Origin of the sequence: Bradyrhizobium sp. HKCCYLRH3099 (assembly GCF_051167855.1) — a bacterium.
In the GTDB taxonomy this organism is placed as follows: Bacteria; Pseudomonadota; Alphaproteobacteria; order Rhizobiales; family Xanthobacteraceae; genus Bradyrhizobium.
Genome location: NZ_JBNPTW010000003.1, coordinates 341,818 through 357,354, shown reverse-complemented (window position 1 = coordinate 357,354; position 15,537 = coordinate 341,818). Strand labels below are relative to the sequence as shown.

Here is a 15,537-nt window from a genome sequence, read left to right as displayed (position 1 = left end):
GACGAGACATCAGCCAGCGCACGAACCTTCGAGAGCGCTTTCCAGCGCCGCCAGAAACCGGTCGACGTGCTGAGCTTCGCAGGTCAGCGGCGGGCGCACCTTCAGCGCATCCTCGTTTGCTCCGGCCGTGCTGATGAGCACTCCATCATCGCGCAGCACGATGACGACATCGAGCGTTGTTGCGCGGCGGGCGATCGGCGACATTCCTTCGAACACCATGTCGATCCCGAAGAACGGACCGGCGTGGCATGCCCCACGGGCTCCCGGGAGCGCGGGCTCAGCGCGTCCAGGCCGGACGTCAAGCGCTCGACGCCGCCTCGTGACGACTGGAGTCCTTCATGGACAGACGCTCGCCGTCCGGCAGGACGACCTCGGCGGTATGCGCCAGTTGTAGCGACGGCATCTCGATCCGTCCCTCCAGGGCATAGTGGCGCGGCAGCAGCCGCCGGAGGCGATCGACGTCGACGACACCTGGCGGCATCGCCCTCACGGCCGAGGGCAGCGTGGAAATACGTCTCAGTGAATGGACTGCCTTTTGTGACTGTCCTGACGGACTTATCACTCCGGCGCTCGGCATGACCGGGCGAGCGCCGGAGACGATCAGGATCTCATCTAGAGACCGACCACGCCCGGCAGATGAGCGATGTCGGGAATCTCGACATATCCATAGTAAGGGTTGGCCGGCTCATGGCCGCGATTGACCCAGACCTTGTTCTTGATGCCCAGATCATGCGCGGACATCAGGTCGTAGCGGAAGGAAGAGGAGCAGTGCAGGATGTCCTCCGGACCGCAATTCAGCATGTCGAACATGTACTCGAAGGCGCGGAAGTGAGGCTTGTAGGCGCCGGCCTGCTCAGCCGTGTACACCGCATGAAAGGGGGCGCCGAGCTTGGCGACATTGGAGCCGATCTGGGCGTCCATCGAGTTCGTCAGCGTGACCAGGGGGATCTCCTTGGCAACCTTCGCCAGCCCCTCCGGCACGTCGGGATGAGGCCCCCAGCTCGGAACCCGGTCATAGATGTTGCGGGCATCCTCGGGGCGGAACGTGACGCCGTTGCGCTTGCACGTCCGCTCGAGAGCATTGTGGACGACGGTCGCGTAAGGCTGCCAATGCTTCATCACCTCATCCAGCCGATAGGCTGAGAAGTTCGCAATGAATTTGAGCATCTGCGGCTCGCTCAGCTGCGCGCCGTAGAGGTCGCGAGCCGCCTCCGCCATCTGGAAGTGGATCAGCGTGCCGTGGCAGTCGAAGGTGATGTATTTGGGGCGGAAGCGGGTCATAAGCACTATCCTCGTCGTCGGCGAAGCGAGCCTGGAATGGTGCCATCAAGGTAGGTCGGAACGGTTCGGGCGGATCACCATTTTCCACCGGCATTAAGCAGGATATTTCGTTTCTCCCGTTGGTTTCGGCATAAAGTCATGGGTGGCCGCGGCACTCCGCCGGCTGTTCTTGCTCCGCATCGGCAGCCGAAAGCCGGCGGCCCAACGTCGATCAAAGCGGAAAGAGGGTCTTCAGCGGAAGGTGAGCCCGCACCAAGGGGGACTTCAGGACGACGAAGCTGAAGTACTTGTCGATGCCGACATTCATGTTGCTCAGTCGCTCCATGAGCTCCTGATACTCGCTGATTCCGGCGGTCACCACCTTCAAGAGATAGTCATATCCGCCAGACACGAGATGGCACTCGACCACTTCCTCCACCTTCTCGACCGCAGCCAGGAAGCGGGCGAAGTCGACCTGCTGGTGGTTCTTCAGCGTGACCTCGGTGAAGACGGTAAGCGTCGAGCCGAGCTTGGCCACGTTGATCTGCGCCGAATACCCGGAAATATAGCCTTCGGATTCCAGTTTCTTGACGCGCATCAGGCAGGGGCTCGCCGACAGATTGACCAGCTTCGCGAGCTCGACATTGGTAACCCGACCGTTCTTCTGCAGTTCATGCAGGATCTTGATATCGATGCGGTCGAGCTTCATTGCTGCAATCCGGGCATTCAAGTCTCAGCGAGGGTGATGGCCATAGGAACTCGGCAAGCTAGCACATCGAATGAGGCTGTCGACCACGTTTGTTCCCGCCCTTGTACGTCTGCATGCCGTGGCGGTCCGCGCTGATGTCGACTGATGTGCTGGCGTTACCGGCTGCTGCAGATTGACGGCGACACGACCGACGTCGCCCTTGTGCGTGATCTGGCAGGACAGGATCTTCAGGACCACTCTTCCGCCGATCGCGCGCGCGATCGCTCCCGCCTCCACCGCGCGGTCTCCTGGCAGCCAGGCGTGCTCGCCATCGCCGCGCCCATCGTCCTGGCCGGGCCTGCCCATCTACGCACTCTACATGAGCCTGCAATAGGTCGAGCCCACCGAAGCCCTCGCCAGCGAGATCGGCGAGCACCTCGTCACATTGCCCGGCGCAGCAGGGACGCACTCTCGCATTGCTGGAAGAGGAGACCCACGTCCGGACCCGAAGGAGTGCTGCGGAGGATCCGGGAGCGCGCACGCCCGCATCGCCCGAGCAACCAGGGACAAGCCAAGCCCTCGCCAACAGCATCAATTGATTCGACCCCGGCTGGCTGAGCCGGTTCGTGCGACCGCGTTTTTTGCCGCGCATGAGGTCCGCACAGAGTTGATAGATGACGATCGGACAGCGATGTCGTCGCACGCTGCTCAAGCAGCCTCTATGCAAGGCATCGGCGCGAGCCGTCGACACGGTCTGCGCCACAATTGGCACCACCACTTGCCGTCGGCAGGAAAGGCGTAGACGGGGACGCTGCAGCCGTCGGTGGGCCTCTAGGCCCGACAGCCGCCTAGGTTTTCCGGATCTGGACGTCAGTCAGCATGAGCCACCTGCGATCCCCGGTGAGTTCGGCCTAAGACCCGGTCCAGACCGGGTTGGGGTGGTTCATCCTGTGAAGGGCCGGCAATGATTCCCACCCTGTTAATGCATTGTTAAGCAGGCATTTTGGCAGGCTGGGGAATGGCTGGGATGGGGGACTGGCGGAGAGAGTGGGATTCGAACCCACGGTACGGTTTCCCGCACACACGCTTTCCAAGCGTGCGCCTTAAGCCACTCGGCCATCTCTCCGGCGGCCCTCTCTTGGCGGGGTCGGCGGCGTTTTGCAAGCCGGGCGGAGGCTCTCGGGCTAAATTTCCCCCAAATCGCTGATAAAAAACGCCAATTGGGCGGCGCTGGAAGCCCGTTCGGAGGCCGCTCTCGGCCCCCGGGTGGCGGATGAACCGGCGCTCGCCATGCCACGACCACTGATTTGCGGCCGGCTCCGGCCGCGCCCCAAGATGGACCGCTGCCATGACGCACCCTGCCCTCGCCCGCCTCCTGCTGACCGCCGTGCTGAGCCTCGCGGCGATCGGCGCGGCCCGGGCGGATCAATGCACCCGGCAGGGCGTCGACGTGACCTGCGACGACGGCCGCAAGGGGATCTGGCAGGGCGACGCCATCCTGTGGCCGGACGGGACCAAATCGAGCCTGAAGCCGCATCCGTCCGTCATCGTCGGCAACAAGGCGTCGGTGGTCGTTGGCCCCGGCGTGTTCGTCGGCCAGGGCAACGGCATGGTGCCGATGGACAATCCGAGTTCGCCGAACAAGCTGCGTTGCGCCGTGCTCGACGGCGTCGCCTACTGCCATTGAGCCGACCGCTTCCGGCTGGCCGCGCCGCGATCCGTATCGCCTCAGTGATAGCGGGCGGTCGACGATATCGAGCGGCTGCCGAGGAAGCCCGCCGGCGCGGCAGGCAGAGGTTCGATCTCGGCGGCGTCCTGCGCGGCGCCGTCCTGCAGCGCCTCGAGGAAATCCGCAAACCATTGCTGAATCGAATGCCGGCGCAGCTTCGTCATCAGGATCTCGTAGCGCATGCGCCGCTCGTTGAGCGGCATCGACAGCGCCATCGCGATCGTGCGCGCCATGCCGTCGATGTCGTGCGGATTGACCAGCAGCGCGGCGTCGAGTTCGTTGGCCGCGCCGGCGAATTTCGACAGCACCAGCACGCCGGGATCGGCCGGACTCTGCGCCGCCACATACTCCTTGGCCACGAGGTTCATGCCGTCGTGCAGCGGTGTCACGACGCCGACCTGGGCGCTGCGATAGAGTCCGGCCAGCACGCCCTGGCCATAGCCCTTGTTGAGATAGCGGATCGGCGTCCAGTCGACCTCGCCATGGCGGCCGTTGACGTCGCTGACGAGGCGCGCGACCTCGCTCTGCAGATTGCCATAGGCTTCGATCGATTCGCGTGACGGCGTTGCGATCTGCAGCAACGACGCGGCGCGCAGGAGCGTCGGATGCATCGTCCACATCCGGTCGAAGGCGTTGATGCGGTTGACGAGGCCCTTGGAGTAGTCCAGCCGGTCGACGCCGATCGCGAGCTTCTCGCCATGCAGGCTGCGGCGCAGCCGCGACACGTCCGGATGCGACGCGGCCTTGGCCGCCTGCTGCGCGAACTTGTCGGCATCGATGCCGATCGGAAACACCGCGAGCCGCGTGCGGCCATGCAGTGACCTGACGATGCCATCGCGCACCTGCAGGCCGAGATCGGCGCGCAGGCACGCGATGAAATTGTCACGATCGTCCTCGGTCTGGAAACCGATGAGATCGTAGGCGAGCATTGCGGTGACGAGATCGCGGTGATTCGGCACGCTGTCGATGACGCTGCGCGCGGGCCACGGCGTGTGCAGGAAGAAGCCGATCGGGCTCTTGACACCGAGCGTACGCAGTTCGGCGCCGAGCGACAGGAAGTGATAGTCCTGAATCCAGAACAGCGTATCCGGCTTCTGGAACCGCAGCAGCGCGCGCGCCACGAAGGCGTTGACCTCGCGATAGGAGCGATAGTCGTCATGCGAGACGCGGATCAGATCGCTGCGCGAATGCAGCGCGGGCCACAGCGCCGAATTGGCGAACCCTTCATAATAGCCCGCATAATGCGCGGCCGGCAGGTCCAACAGCGCCAGTGCGCCGCTGCCCAGCTGTTCGATCTGCGCAATCGGTTCCATCTGCGCGCCGTCGCGCACACGGCCAGAGGAACCCACCCAAACTGCCCCGGAATTCTCCACAACGGGCAGCAGAGCTGCCGCAAGTCCGCCGGTCATTGGCTCATTGGCTTTGCCACGGGCCACCCGATTCGAAACCACGACGAGGTTCACAGCTCCCCTCCTGTTGGTCATGTCGGTTAACAACCGTTCATCAATATGGTTCCGGGCCACCCTTTCAACCAATTGAAACCAAATTCAGGCGACCGCGCGGTCTAATCAAAGCGCGGATCAAGTCAGAGCATTTCTAATCAAAGACAATGCATGGCGGTCGCAAACGCCATGCACGGGGAACTAACGAGTGGAACTTCGAGGGATCGCCGCGCTCAGCGCGACATCTTATTAGTTCCACTTTCGGCAAGGCAGGTCAGGAACGTGCGCACGTCATCCGGAGCGTCGAAATGTCCATCGACGCCGAGCGCGCGACGGCCGACCGAGAACGACAGGCCGGCAAAATCGGGCATGATCGCGAACACCGTCTCGTCGGTGACGTCGTCGCCGATGAAGAACGGCTTGCGTCCTTCGAACGGCGCTCGCCGCATCAGTTCGCGCACGCCGCTCGCCTTGGTGAATCCGGCATGCTTGATCTCGCAGACACTCTTGCCGGGCAGCACCTCGATCGGCGCCCCCGGCAGCTCGGCGCGGATGCGCGACACCTCCTCATAGATTGCCTGCTCGGCCTGCGGCGCCAGGCGATAATGCAGCGCCAGCGAATAGCCTTTGTCTTCGAGCAGAATGCCGGGACTGAGCTTGGCGATCGCCGCGAGCCGGCGCTTGAGCTCCTTGTCGAGCGGCGGCGCCTTGATGGAATCCGCTTCGTTGCCACCAGCCACCCGCATCTCGGCGCCATGCCCGCCGACCGCGGGATAGACCTCCGGCGCGAAGATGAGATCGATATCGTTGAGCGACCGGCCCGACACCAGCGCCAGCGCGCCGGAGGTTCGCTGCAGCAGAGTGTTCAGCGTCTCCATCAGCCCCGGCGGCACCCAGACCTCGCGCGGCGTGGGCGCGAGATCGAGCAAGGTGCCGTCGATGTCGAGCAGGATCGCGACGTCTCCCAGATGCGGCACGAGGCTCAGGGGCGTCGGCACGACCTCAGCCGGCTCGGAGACTCCGGATACGATCAGATCGGAATTATCCGCCATCATCACCTACTCCATCACGGCCAGCGGACGCGCGACCTCCTCGAGCGGCTTCCGCTCGGCTGCAATCGCATAGCGCCAGGCGACCAGCGCGGCCACCCCCATCAGCGCCGCGCCAAACAAATAGCCGCCGAACACCGCGCCGCGCGCGCCGGAGTCGAGCAGCGCGCCGAACAACGCAGGTCCGGCGACGCCGCCGATACCGGTCCCGATCGCATAGAACAGCGCGATCGCGAGCGCGCGAACCTCGAGCGGAAAATTCTCCGACACCGTCAGATAGGCGGCGCTCGCGGCTGGCGACGCGAAGAAGAAGATCACCATCCAGGCCGCTGTCTGCGTCTGCGCGCTCAGGACGCCGATCGAGAACAGATAGCCGGTGAGCGCGAGCAGCGCGCCCGAGACGCCGTAGGTGAAGGTGATCATCGCGCGGCGGCCGAGCGTATCGAACAGACGGCCGAGCAGCAGCGGGCCGAGCACGTTGCCGGCCGCGAACGGCAGGATGTACCATCCGACATGATCGGACTTGATACCGTAGAAATCGGTCAGCACCAGTGCGAAGGTGAAGAAGATCGCATTGTAGAAGAACGCCTGCGCGATCATCAGCGTGAGACCGACCAGCGAGCGCTGGCGGTAGACCGAGAACAGCGTGCGCGCGACTTCGCCAAGCGGCGTGTGGTCACGCATGCGCAGGCGGATTTTTGTTAGCGTTTTCGCGCGCTCCTCGCGGTCATGGCCGGTGACCTCGCGTTCGATCGAGGCGACGATGTCATGCGCCTCCTCGGGATGGCCGTGAATCATCAGCCAGCGCGGGCTTTCCGGAATCCACATCCGCATCACCAGCACGATCAGACCGAGGCAGGCACCGATGCCGTAGGCGAGGCGCCAGCCGACGTCCGGCCCGGCAAAGGCGGGATCGAGCAGCACGATGGCGCCGACCGCGCCAAGGGCCGCGCCGAGCCAGAAGCTGCCATTGATCATCAGATCGGTCCAGCCGCGATAGCGGGCCGGCACCAGCTCCTGGATCGTCGAATTGATCGCCGTATATTCGCCGCCGATGCCGGCGCCGGTGAGAAAACGAAACAGCGCGTAGGTCGCGACATTCCAGGACAGCGCCGTCGCGGCGGTGGCGGAGAGATAGAGCGCCAGCGTGATGAAGAACAGTTTTCTGCGGCCGATGCGATCGGTGAGCCAGCCGAAGCCGAGCGCGCCGAGCACGGCGCCGGCGAGATAGGCGCTGTTGGCGAGACCGATGTCGAGATTGGAGAAGTGGAGGCTCGGGCTCTGCTTGAGCGCGCCGGAGAGCGCACCGGCGAGCGTGACTTCGAGACCGTCGAGCACCCACGTGATTCCGAGCGCGAGCACGACGCGGGTGTGGAATGGACTCCAACGGAGGTCATCGAGGCGGGCTGGGATGTTGGTCTCGATGACGCGATCGTCCGCCGGCGGCAGCCGCGCCGCCTCGCTTGACGGCTCTGACGTGATCACACGGAGATGCGGAAACGATGCCTGCCGGGGTGCCATGGAATCCCACTGCGACGGCGCGGGTCGCACCGCATGCTAGACCGGAGAGGGTGGAGCAAATGCGGCAGCGATGTCCTGCCGCTGCGACCCAACGTCTCGGTGAGCTGGGGGTTCCGACGGCGGGGAAAGGAACTCGGCTGCGAACTGCTGGCTGCGGGACGAGACGGCCTCGCGCATGCGGTTCAGCCCGGTACCGCTCCACCCACCGCTGTCGTCCCGGGCAAGCCCGATGACGCAAAGCGTCAGCGGGCGCCGACCCGGGACCCATACCGCGTGATGCTCGAATAGGCACGCGATTGATACCACCCGCCCCAAGTCTGACACGGCGTATGGATCCGGCGTTCGCCGGGATGACAGCGGGGGATTTGGCGGCGCGTTCTGCAGCCACGAGCTCCGGGAAGACACCCGAGCGCAGCGCGCCTCACGCGGCGCGGATGTTCGCCATGAAGCGGTTGAGCTCTTCGCGCAGCCTTGCGCTCTCCGACGACAGCGACTGGGCGGAGCGCAGCACTTCCTCCGAGGCCTCGCCGGTCTGGGTGGCGCCGCGATTGACCTGGGTAATATCGGTCGCCGCAGCCTGCGTGCCGGCGGCGACGCCCTGCACGTTCTTCGCGATCTCCTGCGTCGCCCCGTCCTGCTGCTCGACGGCGGTGGCGATCGACGAGGCGATGGTCGATATCTGCCGGATGGTGCCGCCGATCTGCTTGATCGCCGCAACCGACTCCTGGGTCGCCGCCTGCATGCCGGAGATGTGGTTGGAGATGTCGTCGGTCGCCTTGGCGGTCTGCTCGGCCAGCGACTTGACCTCGGAGGCAACCACCGCGAAGCCGCGGCCAGCATCGCCGGCGCGGGCGGCCTCGATGGTGGCGTTGAGGGCCAAGAGGTTGGTCTGCTCGGCGATCGCGGTAATCAGCTTGACGACGTCACCAATCTCCTGGGCGGCGCGCGACAGCTTGCCGATGCGGCCGTCGGTCTCCTCGGCCTGCGCTACCGCGGATTCCGCGATACGGTTGGACTCGCGAACCTGGCGGCCGATCTCGTTGACCGACGCCGACAGCTCGTCGGTGGCGCTTGCCACCGATTGGATCCGCCCGGAGGCCTGATCGGAGGTGCCGCTGACCCGGCTGGCCAGCGTCTGGGTGGTCTCGGCCGTCCGTGTCAGGGTCGAGGCAGCGTGCTCGAGCTGCTGCGCCGAGGTCGAGACGTTGGACACGATCGAGCCCACGGCGGCCTCGAATTCGTCGGCGAAGCGAATCAGCTCGGCGCGGCGCGCGGCGCCGGCGGCCTTGTTCTGGGCGTCCTGCGTCGCCGCATCGCGTTCGGCCTTGGCGACGGCCTGGACCTTGAACTCCTCCACCGCGGCCGCCATCTCGCCGATCTCGTCGGCGCGGCCGAGGCCGGGCAGCTTGACGTCGAAATTGCCCGAGGCGAGCTCGCGCATCGCCTTGCACATCGAGATCATCGGTTTGGAAATGCCGTTGCCGAGCATCAGCGCCAGCGCGGCGCCGAGCGTGAGGCCGCCGATCGCGAGCATCGCAATCAGCCGCTCGATGTCGCTGATCGTGGCATTGGCGGCGGCCTCGATGCGCTGCTGGTCGGCGGCGACATCGGACTTGAGGCCGTTCGATAGCGACAGGATCTCGGTGCCGTTGGCCGCCATCTCCTGCTCGAGCTTGGCCAGTTGCTTGGTGTTCTCCGACAGCTTGATGAAGGCGGCGCGGTATTGCTTGATCAGGTCGCCGAGCTCGGTGACCCGCTGGGTGATCTTCTCGTCATTGGCATAGATCGTGACCAGCGACGTCTCCAGGAAGCGCGTTCGCGCAATGGCGCCATCCGCCGTCTTGGGGTCCGGCTTTGCGATGAAGGTGCCGACCAGTGCGGACGCCGTCAGATATTGGCCCGTCAGGTCCTTGGCCGTGGTCTGTACGGTGGGCAGGCCGGCGAGCGCGGCGGTGTCGGCGAGGTCGTCGAACTTGAAGCGGATCTTGTTGCCGATGATCCCGATCTGGTCGGTCGCGAGCTTCGCGTTCTCCCGGGTCAGGGCGACAATGTCGGAGAAGATCTTGGCAAAGGCCTGGAACTGCGCCTGGAGCTTGCTGACCTGCGTCCGCCGCGCCGGCCCGGTGGCCGCCATCGACTTCTCGATGGCGGCTTGGAGCGCCTGTTGGGCGGCAGCGGCGGCGGCCTCGTCCTCAGCCTTTCCGGTCAAGGCGAAATGGCGGGCAAGCGCCTGATAGGACACCAGCTCGCGGTCGATATTGCGGGCGGCATCGGCTTCGGCAACGCTGCCGCGATACGTCGCGACCGCGCCGGCGACCTGCTCGAAACCGAGATAGGAGAAGCCGATGCTGACGGCGGAGATCGCCAGCACCACGGCGAAGCCGAGCACGATCTTGCCACGAAAGCGAAGGGTCAGAAAATTGGCACGCCGCGACTGCGGCGCAAATTGCGCAGACATTCCCACCCCCGACAGCTCATTCTTTATCTTGGCCCAGAACAGCCCGCCCGGCGGCACGCACCGAAGCGTGATCAAAACTACGTCACAATGGCTAAGGCACGGTAAATGATCGGCATTGGCATACAGCCTGCAGTCGGGCGCCGGCTGGGCCAGCGAACGCGGCCCGTGGCTGCCGGCCGACCGTCGCCGCCTTCCCTGGCAGGACAGATGCGACCGAATCGCCGTTGTCACGCGCACGACGTCGCAATGACATCTCAGACGAAAATTCGAGTTGCAAAGTTCTGAGGGCGCTGTTTCTAATCAGAATAAGAATAATTCATCGGGAGGTTACTCGTGTCGACAGTCAAATTGACGGTGAACGGCAAGGCGGTCTCGGCTGAGGTCGAGGATCGCACGCTGCTCGTGCATCTGTTGCGGGATCATCTGAATCTCACCGGCACCCATGTCGGCTGCGACACCAGCCAGTGCGGCGCCTGCGTCGTCCATATCGACGGCCGGGCCGTGAAGTCCTGCACCGTGCTGGCCGGCCAGGCCGCCGGCGCCAACGTCACCACCATCGAAGGCATCGCCAAGGGCGACGAACTGCACCCGATGCAGGCCGCCTTCCGCGACAATCATGGCCTGCAATGCGGCTATTGCACGCCGGGCATGATCATGTCCGCGATCGATATTGTGCACCGCCACGGAGGCCATCTCGACGAGGCCACGGTGCGCGAGGAGCTGGAAGGCAACATCTGCCGCTGCACCGGCTATCACAACATCGTCAAGGCCGTGCTCGACGCCGCGGGCCGCATGAAGGTCGCCCAGGCCGCCGAATAATAGAGGCTGCCGTCGGCTTCGACGTCTTTCAAACAATACCGAGACCACGACCGCTGCGCGCGCTGGCCGCGGCGGGACAACAAACTCCGGTAGGGGAGAGATTCGCATGGGTATGGAAGGCATTGGCGCAAGCGTCGTCCGCAAGGAGGACAAGCGTTTCATCACCGGCAAGGGCCGGTATGTCGACGACATCAAGCTGGTGGGCATGACCTATGCCCATTTCATCCGCAGCCCGCACGCCCACGCCAAGGTCAAGAGCATCGACGCCTCGGCCGCCGAAGCGATGCCGGGCGTGGTCGCGGTGCTGACCGGCAAGCAGATCGTCGACGACAAGGTCGGCAATTTGATCTGCGGCTGGGCCATCACCTCCAAGGACGGCTCGCCGATGAAGATGGGCGCGTGGCCCGCGATGGCGCCGGAGACCGTGCGCTTCGTCGGCCAGGCCGTCGCCGTCGTGATCGCCGACAGCAAGAACCTCGCGCGTGACGCGGCCGAAGCCGTGGTCGTCGAGTATGAGGAGCTGCCGGCGGTCGCCGACATGCCCTCGGCGCTGAAGCCCGGCGCGCCGCAGCTTCACCCGGAAGCCCCCGGCAACGTCGTCTATGACTGGCATATCGGCGACGAGGCTGCGGTGGGCGCTGCCTTCTCCAAGGCCGCTCACGTCGTGAGCCTGGAGCTGACCAACAACCGACTGGCGCCCAACGCGATGGAGCCGCGCGCGGCCCTCGCCGACTATGACGCCGCCGAGGAGCACTTCACGCTCTACACGACGTCGCAGAACCCGCACGTCGCCCGCCTCGTGCTGTCGGCGTTCTACAACATCGCGCCCGAGCACAAGCTGCGCGTGATCGCGCCCGACGTCGGCGGCGGCTTCGGCTCCAAGATCTTCATCTATCCCGAAGAGATGGTGGCGCTGTGGGCCTCCAAGAAGGTCGGCCGCCCGGTGAAGTGGACCGGCGACCGCACCGAGGCGTTCCTCACCGACGCGCACGGCCGCGACCACATCTCCAAGGCCGAGATGGCGTTCGACGCCAACCACAAGATGCTTGGGCTGCGGGTCAAGACCCACGCCAATTTCGGCGCCTACATGTCGCTGTTCTCGTCGTCGGTGCCGACCTATCTGTACGCGACGCTGCTGTCGGGCCAGTACAACATCCCGGCGATCTATGCCGAGGTGATGGGCGTCTACACCAACACGACCCCGGTCGATGCCTATCGCGGCGCGGGCCGCCCTGAGGCGAGCTATCTGCTCGAGCGGCTGGTCGAGACCGCGGCGCGGCAGTTCAAGATGGACCCGGCGGAGCTGCGGCGGAAGAACTTCATCACCCAGTTCCCGCACCAGACGCCGGTGATCATGGCCTACGACACCGGCGACTTCAACGCCTCGCTCGACGCGGCGATGAAGGCGATCGACTATGCCGGCTTCCCCGCTCGCAAGGAGGCAGCCAAGGCGCAGGGCAAGCTGCGTGGCATCGGCCTGTCCTGCTACATCGAGGCCTGCGGCATCGCGCCGTCGAAGGCGGTCGGCAGCCTGGGCGCCGGCGTCGGCCTGTGGGAATCGGCCGAGATCCGCGTCAATCCGGTCGGCACCATCGAGGTGCTCACGGGATCGCACAGCCACGGCCAGGGCCACGAGACCACCTTCTGCCAGCTGATCGCCGACCGCCTGGGCGTGCCGATCAGCCAGGTCTCGATCGTCCATGGCGACACCGACAAGGTGCAGTTCGGCATGGGCACCTACGGCTCGCGCTCGGCAGCCGTGGGCCTCACCGCGATCCTGAAGGCGATGGAGAAGGTCGAGGCCAAGGCCAAGAAGATCGCCGCGCATGCGCTTGAGGCCTCCGAGGGCGACATCGTCATCGAGAACGGCGAGTTCAAGGTGACCGGCACCGACAAGTCGATTGCGCTGCCGATGGTCGCGCTCGCCGCCTACACCGCGCACAATCTGCCCGACGGGATGGAGCCCGGATTGAAGGAGAGCGCCTTCTACGATCCGACCAACTTCACCTTCCCGGCCGGCACCTATATCTGCGAGCTCGAGGTCGACCAGGCCACCGGCAAGACGTCGTTCGTCAACTTCGTCGCGGCCGATGATTTCGGCCGGCTGATCAACCCGATGATCGTCGAGGGCCAGGTCCATGGCGGCCTCGTCCAGGGCATCGGCCAGGCGCTGCTGGAGCATGCCGTCTATGACGGCAACGGCCAGCCGGTCACGGCGTCCTTCATGGACTACGCGATGCCGCGCGCCGACGACGTGCCGTCGTTCAAGCTCAGCCACACCACGACCCTCTGCCCGGGCAATCCGCTCGGCGTGAAGGGCTGCGGCGAGGCCGGCGCGATCGGCGCCTCGGCGGCCGTGATCAACGCGATCACGGATGCGATCGGCAACAACAAGCTGGAAATGCCGGCGACCCCGGACCGCGTCTGGCACGCGATCCACGGCAACGCCTGATCGAACGGGAGGAGCAACCATGTACGAGACGACCTATCATCGCGCCTCCTCGGTCGACGAGGCCGCAGCTTTGTTCTCCAAGGGCAGCGAGGCCAAGTTCCTTGCCGGTGGTCACACCCTGATCCCGGTCATGAAGCAGCGCCTCGCCTCGCCGTCCGATGTCATCGACATCGGCAAGATCAAGGACCTGATCGGCGTGCAGCTCTCGGGCGACACGCTCACAATCAAGGCGGCGACGACCTACTACGACATCATGACCAATGCCGATGTGAAGAAGGCGATCCCCGCAATCGCCCATCTCACCTCGGTGCTCGGCGATCCCGCCGTGCGCGCCCGCGGCACGATCGGCGGCTCGATCGCCAACAATGATCCGGCGGCCGACTTCCCGGCGGCGCTGGTGTCGCTCGGCGCGACCGTGAAGACCAACAAGCGGTCGATCTCGGCGGATGATTTCTTCAAGGGTCTGTTCACGACGGCGCTCGAAGACGGCGAGATCATCACCGAAGTGTCGTTCCCGGTGCCTGAGAAGGCCGGCTACGCCAAGATGCGTCATCCCGCGTCGCGCTTCGCGCTGACCGGCGTGTTCGTCACCAAGACGAAGGGCGGCGATATCCGCGTCGCGGCCACCGGCGCCTCGCAGAGCGGCGTGATGCGCGTGTCGGCGATCGAGGCGGCGCTGAAGTCGAACTGGTCGGCCTCGGCGATCGACGGCGTGACGGTGTCGTCGAGCGGGTTGCTCAGCGACATCCACGGCTCGGCCGAATACCGCGCCAATCTCGTGAAGGTGATGGCGCAGCGCGCGGTGCAAGCCGCGGGCTGACGTCACGGCGCGGATCATTCCGCATCGCGGCACGACAAATTCCACGCGGCGCGCAGTGATGCGCGCCGTTTGCTTTGCGGCATACAGCGCGCTTGCATCGGTGAGAGGCACGCGGGACAATTGCGGATCAGGAAACGCAAGCGACAAGACGCGCAACGCCCAAGGACACAACGACGTGCTCGACAAGACCGCTCCCCACAACCAGACCCGCGCCACCGGCCCGCTCGCAGGCTTCCGCATCGTCGAATTCGCCGGCATTGGACCTGGACCGTTTGCCTGCATGCTGCTGGCCGACATGGGTGCTGAGGTGGTGACGCTCGATCGCGTCGGCGCGCGGAAGAATATGAAGTCGGTCGCGGGCCGCGGCCGCAAGGTCATCGAGCTCGACCTCAAGGATAAGGCCGTCATCGCCGAGGTGCTCGAGCTGCTCGCTGGTGCGGACGCGCTGATCGAAGGTTTCCGGCCCGGCGTGATGGAGCGGCTCGGCCTCGGCCCCGATGTCGTGCTCACGCGCAATCCAAAGCTGGTCTATGGCCGCATGACCGGCTGGGGTCAGGAAGGCCCGCTGGCGCAGGCCGCCGGTCACGACATCAACTACATCTCGATCACCGGGGCGCTCGCCGCGATTGGGCCGAAGGAGCGGCCGGTGCCGCCGCTCAATCTCGTCGGCGATTTCGGCGGCGGCGCGCTGTATCTCGTCGTCGGCGTGCTCGCCGCGCTGCTGGAAGCGTCGAAGTCCGGCAAGGGCCAGGTGGTGGACACCGCGATGTGCGACGGCGCGGCCTCGCTGCTCGCGATGTTCTTCGACCTCACCGCGATGGGCCGCTGGACCGAGGGGCGCGAGCGCAACTTCTTGGACGGCGGCGCGCATTTCTACGGCGTCTACGAATGCGCCTGCGGCAACTTCATCTCGATCGGCTCGATCGAGCCGCAGTTCTACGCGCTGCTGCGGAAACACGCCGACCTCTCCGATCCCGCCTTCGAGGCCCAGATGGACCCGCGCGCCTGGCCGGCGCTGAAGGAGAAGCTGGTCGGCGTGTTCAAGAGCAAGACGCGCGAGGAGTGGTGCGCGATCATGGAGGGCACCGACATCTGCTTCGCGCCGGTGCTGACGATGTCGGAAGCCCCGAAGCACGCCCACATGGCCGCGCGCGGCGTGTTCGTCGAGCGCCACGGCGTGACCCAGCCGGCGCCAGCGCCACGCTTCTCGCGAACGCCGTCGACCATTCGCGAGCCGGAGGCCGCCGAGATCGGCGCGCTCGTGAGCGCGTGGAAGGCGGGGCGATAGGTTCTCGATCA

At 65.5% G+C, this 15,537-nt stretch carries 14 protein-coding genes and 1 tRNA gene; 5 read left to right on the top strand and 10 right to left on the bottom strand.

All coding sequences use genetic code 11. The features are described 5' to 3' along the window. Nucleotides 1-9: 9 nt before the first annotated feature. From ACQR1Y_RS09850 to ACQR1Y_RS09825, 6 genes are all read right to left on the bottom strand, one after another. Entirely contained in the window at nucleotides 10-219 is a 210-nt protein-coding gene (locus ACQR1Y_RS09850) for a hypothetical protein (protein ID WP_434876130.1), read from the bottom strand. A gap of 79 nt (nucleotides 220-298) precedes the next feature. Further along, nucleotides 299-481, bottom strand: coding sequence for a hypothetical protein (locus ACQR1Y_RS09845; protein WP_434876131.1), 183 nt, complete (start codon nucleotides 479-481; stop codon nucleotides 299-301). 131 nt (nucleotides 482-612) lie between these two features. After that, on the bottom strand, nucleotides 613-1,281 hold the full coding sequence (locus tag ACQR1Y_RS09840) for a haloacid dehalogenase type II (RefSeq protein WP_434860090.1): 669 nt from the start codon (nucleotides 1,279-1,281) through the stop codon (nucleotides 613-615). Nucleotides 1,282-1,492: 211 nt separating this feature from the next. Beyond that, nucleotides 1,493-1,969, bottom strand: a complete 477-nt coding sequence (locus tag ACQR1Y_RS09835; protein WP_434860089.1) for an Lrp/AsnC family transcriptional regulator — start codon at nucleotides 1,967-1,969, stop codon at nucleotides 1,493-1,495. A 24-nt stretch (nucleotides 1,970-1,993) separates the two neighbouring features. Next, nucleotides 1,994-2,314, bottom strand: a complete 321-nt coding sequence (locus tag ACQR1Y_RS09830; protein WP_434876132.1) for an acetate--CoA ligase family protein — start codon at nucleotides 2,312-2,314, stop codon at nucleotides 1,994-1,996. Between the two features lie 670 nt (nucleotides 2,315-2,984). After that, a tRNA-Ser gene (locus tag ACQR1Y_RS09825) sits at nucleotides 2,985-3,074 on the bottom strand. 222 nt (nucleotides 3,075-3,296) lie between these two features. Here ACQR1Y_RS09825 and ACQR1Y_RS09820 point away from each other — a divergent pair. Continuing rightward, complete coding sequence (locus ACQR1Y_RS09820) at nucleotides 3,297-3,635, top strand: hypothetical protein (protein ID WP_434876133.1); 339 nt, start codon at nucleotides 3,297-3,299, stop codon at nucleotides 3,633-3,635. 41 nt (nucleotides 3,636-3,676) lie between these two features. On the opposite strand, the gene ACQR1Y_RS09815 is transcribed toward ACQR1Y_RS09820, so the two are convergent. The 4 genes from ACQR1Y_RS09815 to ACQR1Y_RS09800 form a co-directional block, all read right to left on the bottom strand. Next, a complete protein-coding gene (locus ACQR1Y_RS09815; RefSeq protein WP_434876134.1) occupies nucleotides 3,677-5,140 on the bottom strand; it encodes a trehalose-6-phosphate synthase in 1,464 nt (487 codons plus the stop codon). Nucleotides 5,141-5,352: 212 nt separating this feature from the next. Further along, on the bottom strand, nucleotides 5,353-6,174 hold the full coding sequence (otsB, locus tag ACQR1Y_RS09810) for a trehalose-phosphatase (protein WP_434876135.1): 822 nt from the start codon (nucleotides 6,172-6,174) through the stop codon (nucleotides 5,353-5,355). 3 nt (nucleotides 6,175-6,177) lie between these two features. Further along, complete coding sequence (locus tag ACQR1Y_RS09805; protein WP_434876136.1) at nucleotides 6,178-7,689, bottom strand: MFS transporter; 1,512 nt, start codon at nucleotides 7,687-7,689, stop codon at nucleotides 6,178-6,180. 421 nt (nucleotides 7,690-8,110) lie between these two features. After that, nucleotides 8,111-10,147: a methyl-accepting chemotaxis protein gene (locus ACQR1Y_RS09800; RefSeq protein ID WP_434876137.1), complete on the bottom strand. Its 2,037-nt coding sequence runs from the start codon at nucleotides 10,145-10,147 to the stop codon at nucleotides 8,111-8,113. 333 nt (nucleotides 10,148-10,480) lie between these two features. On the opposite strand from ACQR1Y_RS09800, the gene ACQR1Y_RS09795 reads away from it, so the two are divergent. The 4 genes from ACQR1Y_RS09795 (at nucleotide 10,481) to ACQR1Y_RS09780 (ending at nucleotide 15,526) form a co-directional block, all read left to right on the top strand. After that, nucleotides 10,481-10,966: a (2Fe-2S)-binding protein gene (locus ACQR1Y_RS09795; protein WP_012030407.1), complete on the top strand. Its 486-nt coding sequence runs from the start codon at nucleotides 10,481-10,483 to the stop codon at nucleotides 10,964-10,966. A 106-nt stretch (nucleotides 10,967-11,072) separates the two neighbouring features. Further along, nucleotides 11,073-13,418: a xanthine dehydrogenase family protein molybdopterin-binding subunit gene (locus ACQR1Y_RS09790; protein ID WP_434876138.1), complete on the top strand. Its 2,346-nt coding sequence runs from the start codon at nucleotides 11,073-11,075 to the stop codon at nucleotides 13,416-13,418. 19 nt (nucleotides 13,419-13,437) lie between these two features. Continuing rightward, nucleotides 13,438-14,238 carry an FAD binding domain-containing protein gene (locus ACQR1Y_RS09785; protein WP_434876139.1) on the top strand — a complete coding sequence of 267 codons (801 nt, stop codon included), beginning with the start codon at nucleotides 13,438-13,440 and terminating at the stop codon, nucleotides 14,236-14,238. Nucleotides 14,239-14,413: 175 nt separating this feature from the next. Beyond that, nucleotides 14,414-15,526 carry a CaiB/BaiF CoA transferase family protein gene (locus ACQR1Y_RS09780; protein WP_434876140.1) on the top strand — a complete coding sequence of 371 codons (1,113 nt, stop codon included), beginning with the start codon at nucleotides 14,414-14,416 and terminating at the stop codon, nucleotides 15,524-15,526. Nucleotides 15,527-15,537 lie beyond the last annotated feature (11 nt).

Excerpts from the sequence above, each read along its gene's own strand:
- ACQR1Y_RS09790 (WP_434876138.1), top strand. The coding sequence starts at position 11,073 with ATGGGTATGGAAGGCATTGGCGCAAGCGTCGTCCGCAAGGAGGACAAG.
- ACQR1Y_RS09845 (WP_434876131.1), bottom strand. The coding sequence starts at position 481 with ATGCCGCCAGGTGTCGTCGACGTCGATCGCCTCCGGCGGCTGCTGCCG.
- ACQR1Y_RS09800 (WP_434876137.1), bottom strand. The coding sequence starts at position 10,147 with ATGTCTGCGCAATTTGCGCCGCAGTCGCGGCGTGCCAATTTTCTGACC.
- ACQR1Y_RS09830 (WP_434876132.1), bottom strand. The coding sequence starts at position 2,314 with ATGGGCAGGCCCGGCCAGGACGATGGGCGCGGCGATGGCGAGCACGCC.
- ACQR1Y_RS09785 (WP_434876139.1), top strand. The coding sequence starts at position 13,438 with ATGTACGAGACGACCTATCATCGCGCCTCCTCGGTCGACGAGGCCGCA.
- ACQR1Y_RS09835 (WP_434860089.1), bottom strand. The coding sequence starts at position 1,969 with ATGAAGCTCGACCGCATCGATATCAAGATCCTGCATGAACTGCAGAAG.
- ACQR1Y_RS09805 (WP_434876136.1), bottom strand. The coding sequence starts at position 7,689 with ATGGCACCCCGGCAGGCATCGTTTCCGCATCTCCGTGTGATCACGTCA.
- otsB (WP_434876135.1), bottom strand. The coding sequence starts at position 6,174 with ATGATGGCGGATAATTCCGATCTGATCGTATCCGGAGTCTCCGAGCCG.
- ACQR1Y_RS09820 (WP_434876133.1), top strand. The coding sequence starts at position 3,297 with ATGACGCACCCTGCCCTCGCCCGCCTCCTGCTGACCGCCGTGCTGAGC.
- ACQR1Y_RS09840 (WP_434860090.1), bottom strand. The coding sequence starts at position 1,281 with ATGACCCGCTTCCGCCCCAAATACATCACCTTCGACTGCCACGGCACG.
- ACQR1Y_RS09850 (WP_434876130.1), bottom strand. The coding sequence starts at position 219 with ATGGTGTTCGAAGGAATGTCGCCGATCGCCCGCCGCGCAACAACGCTC.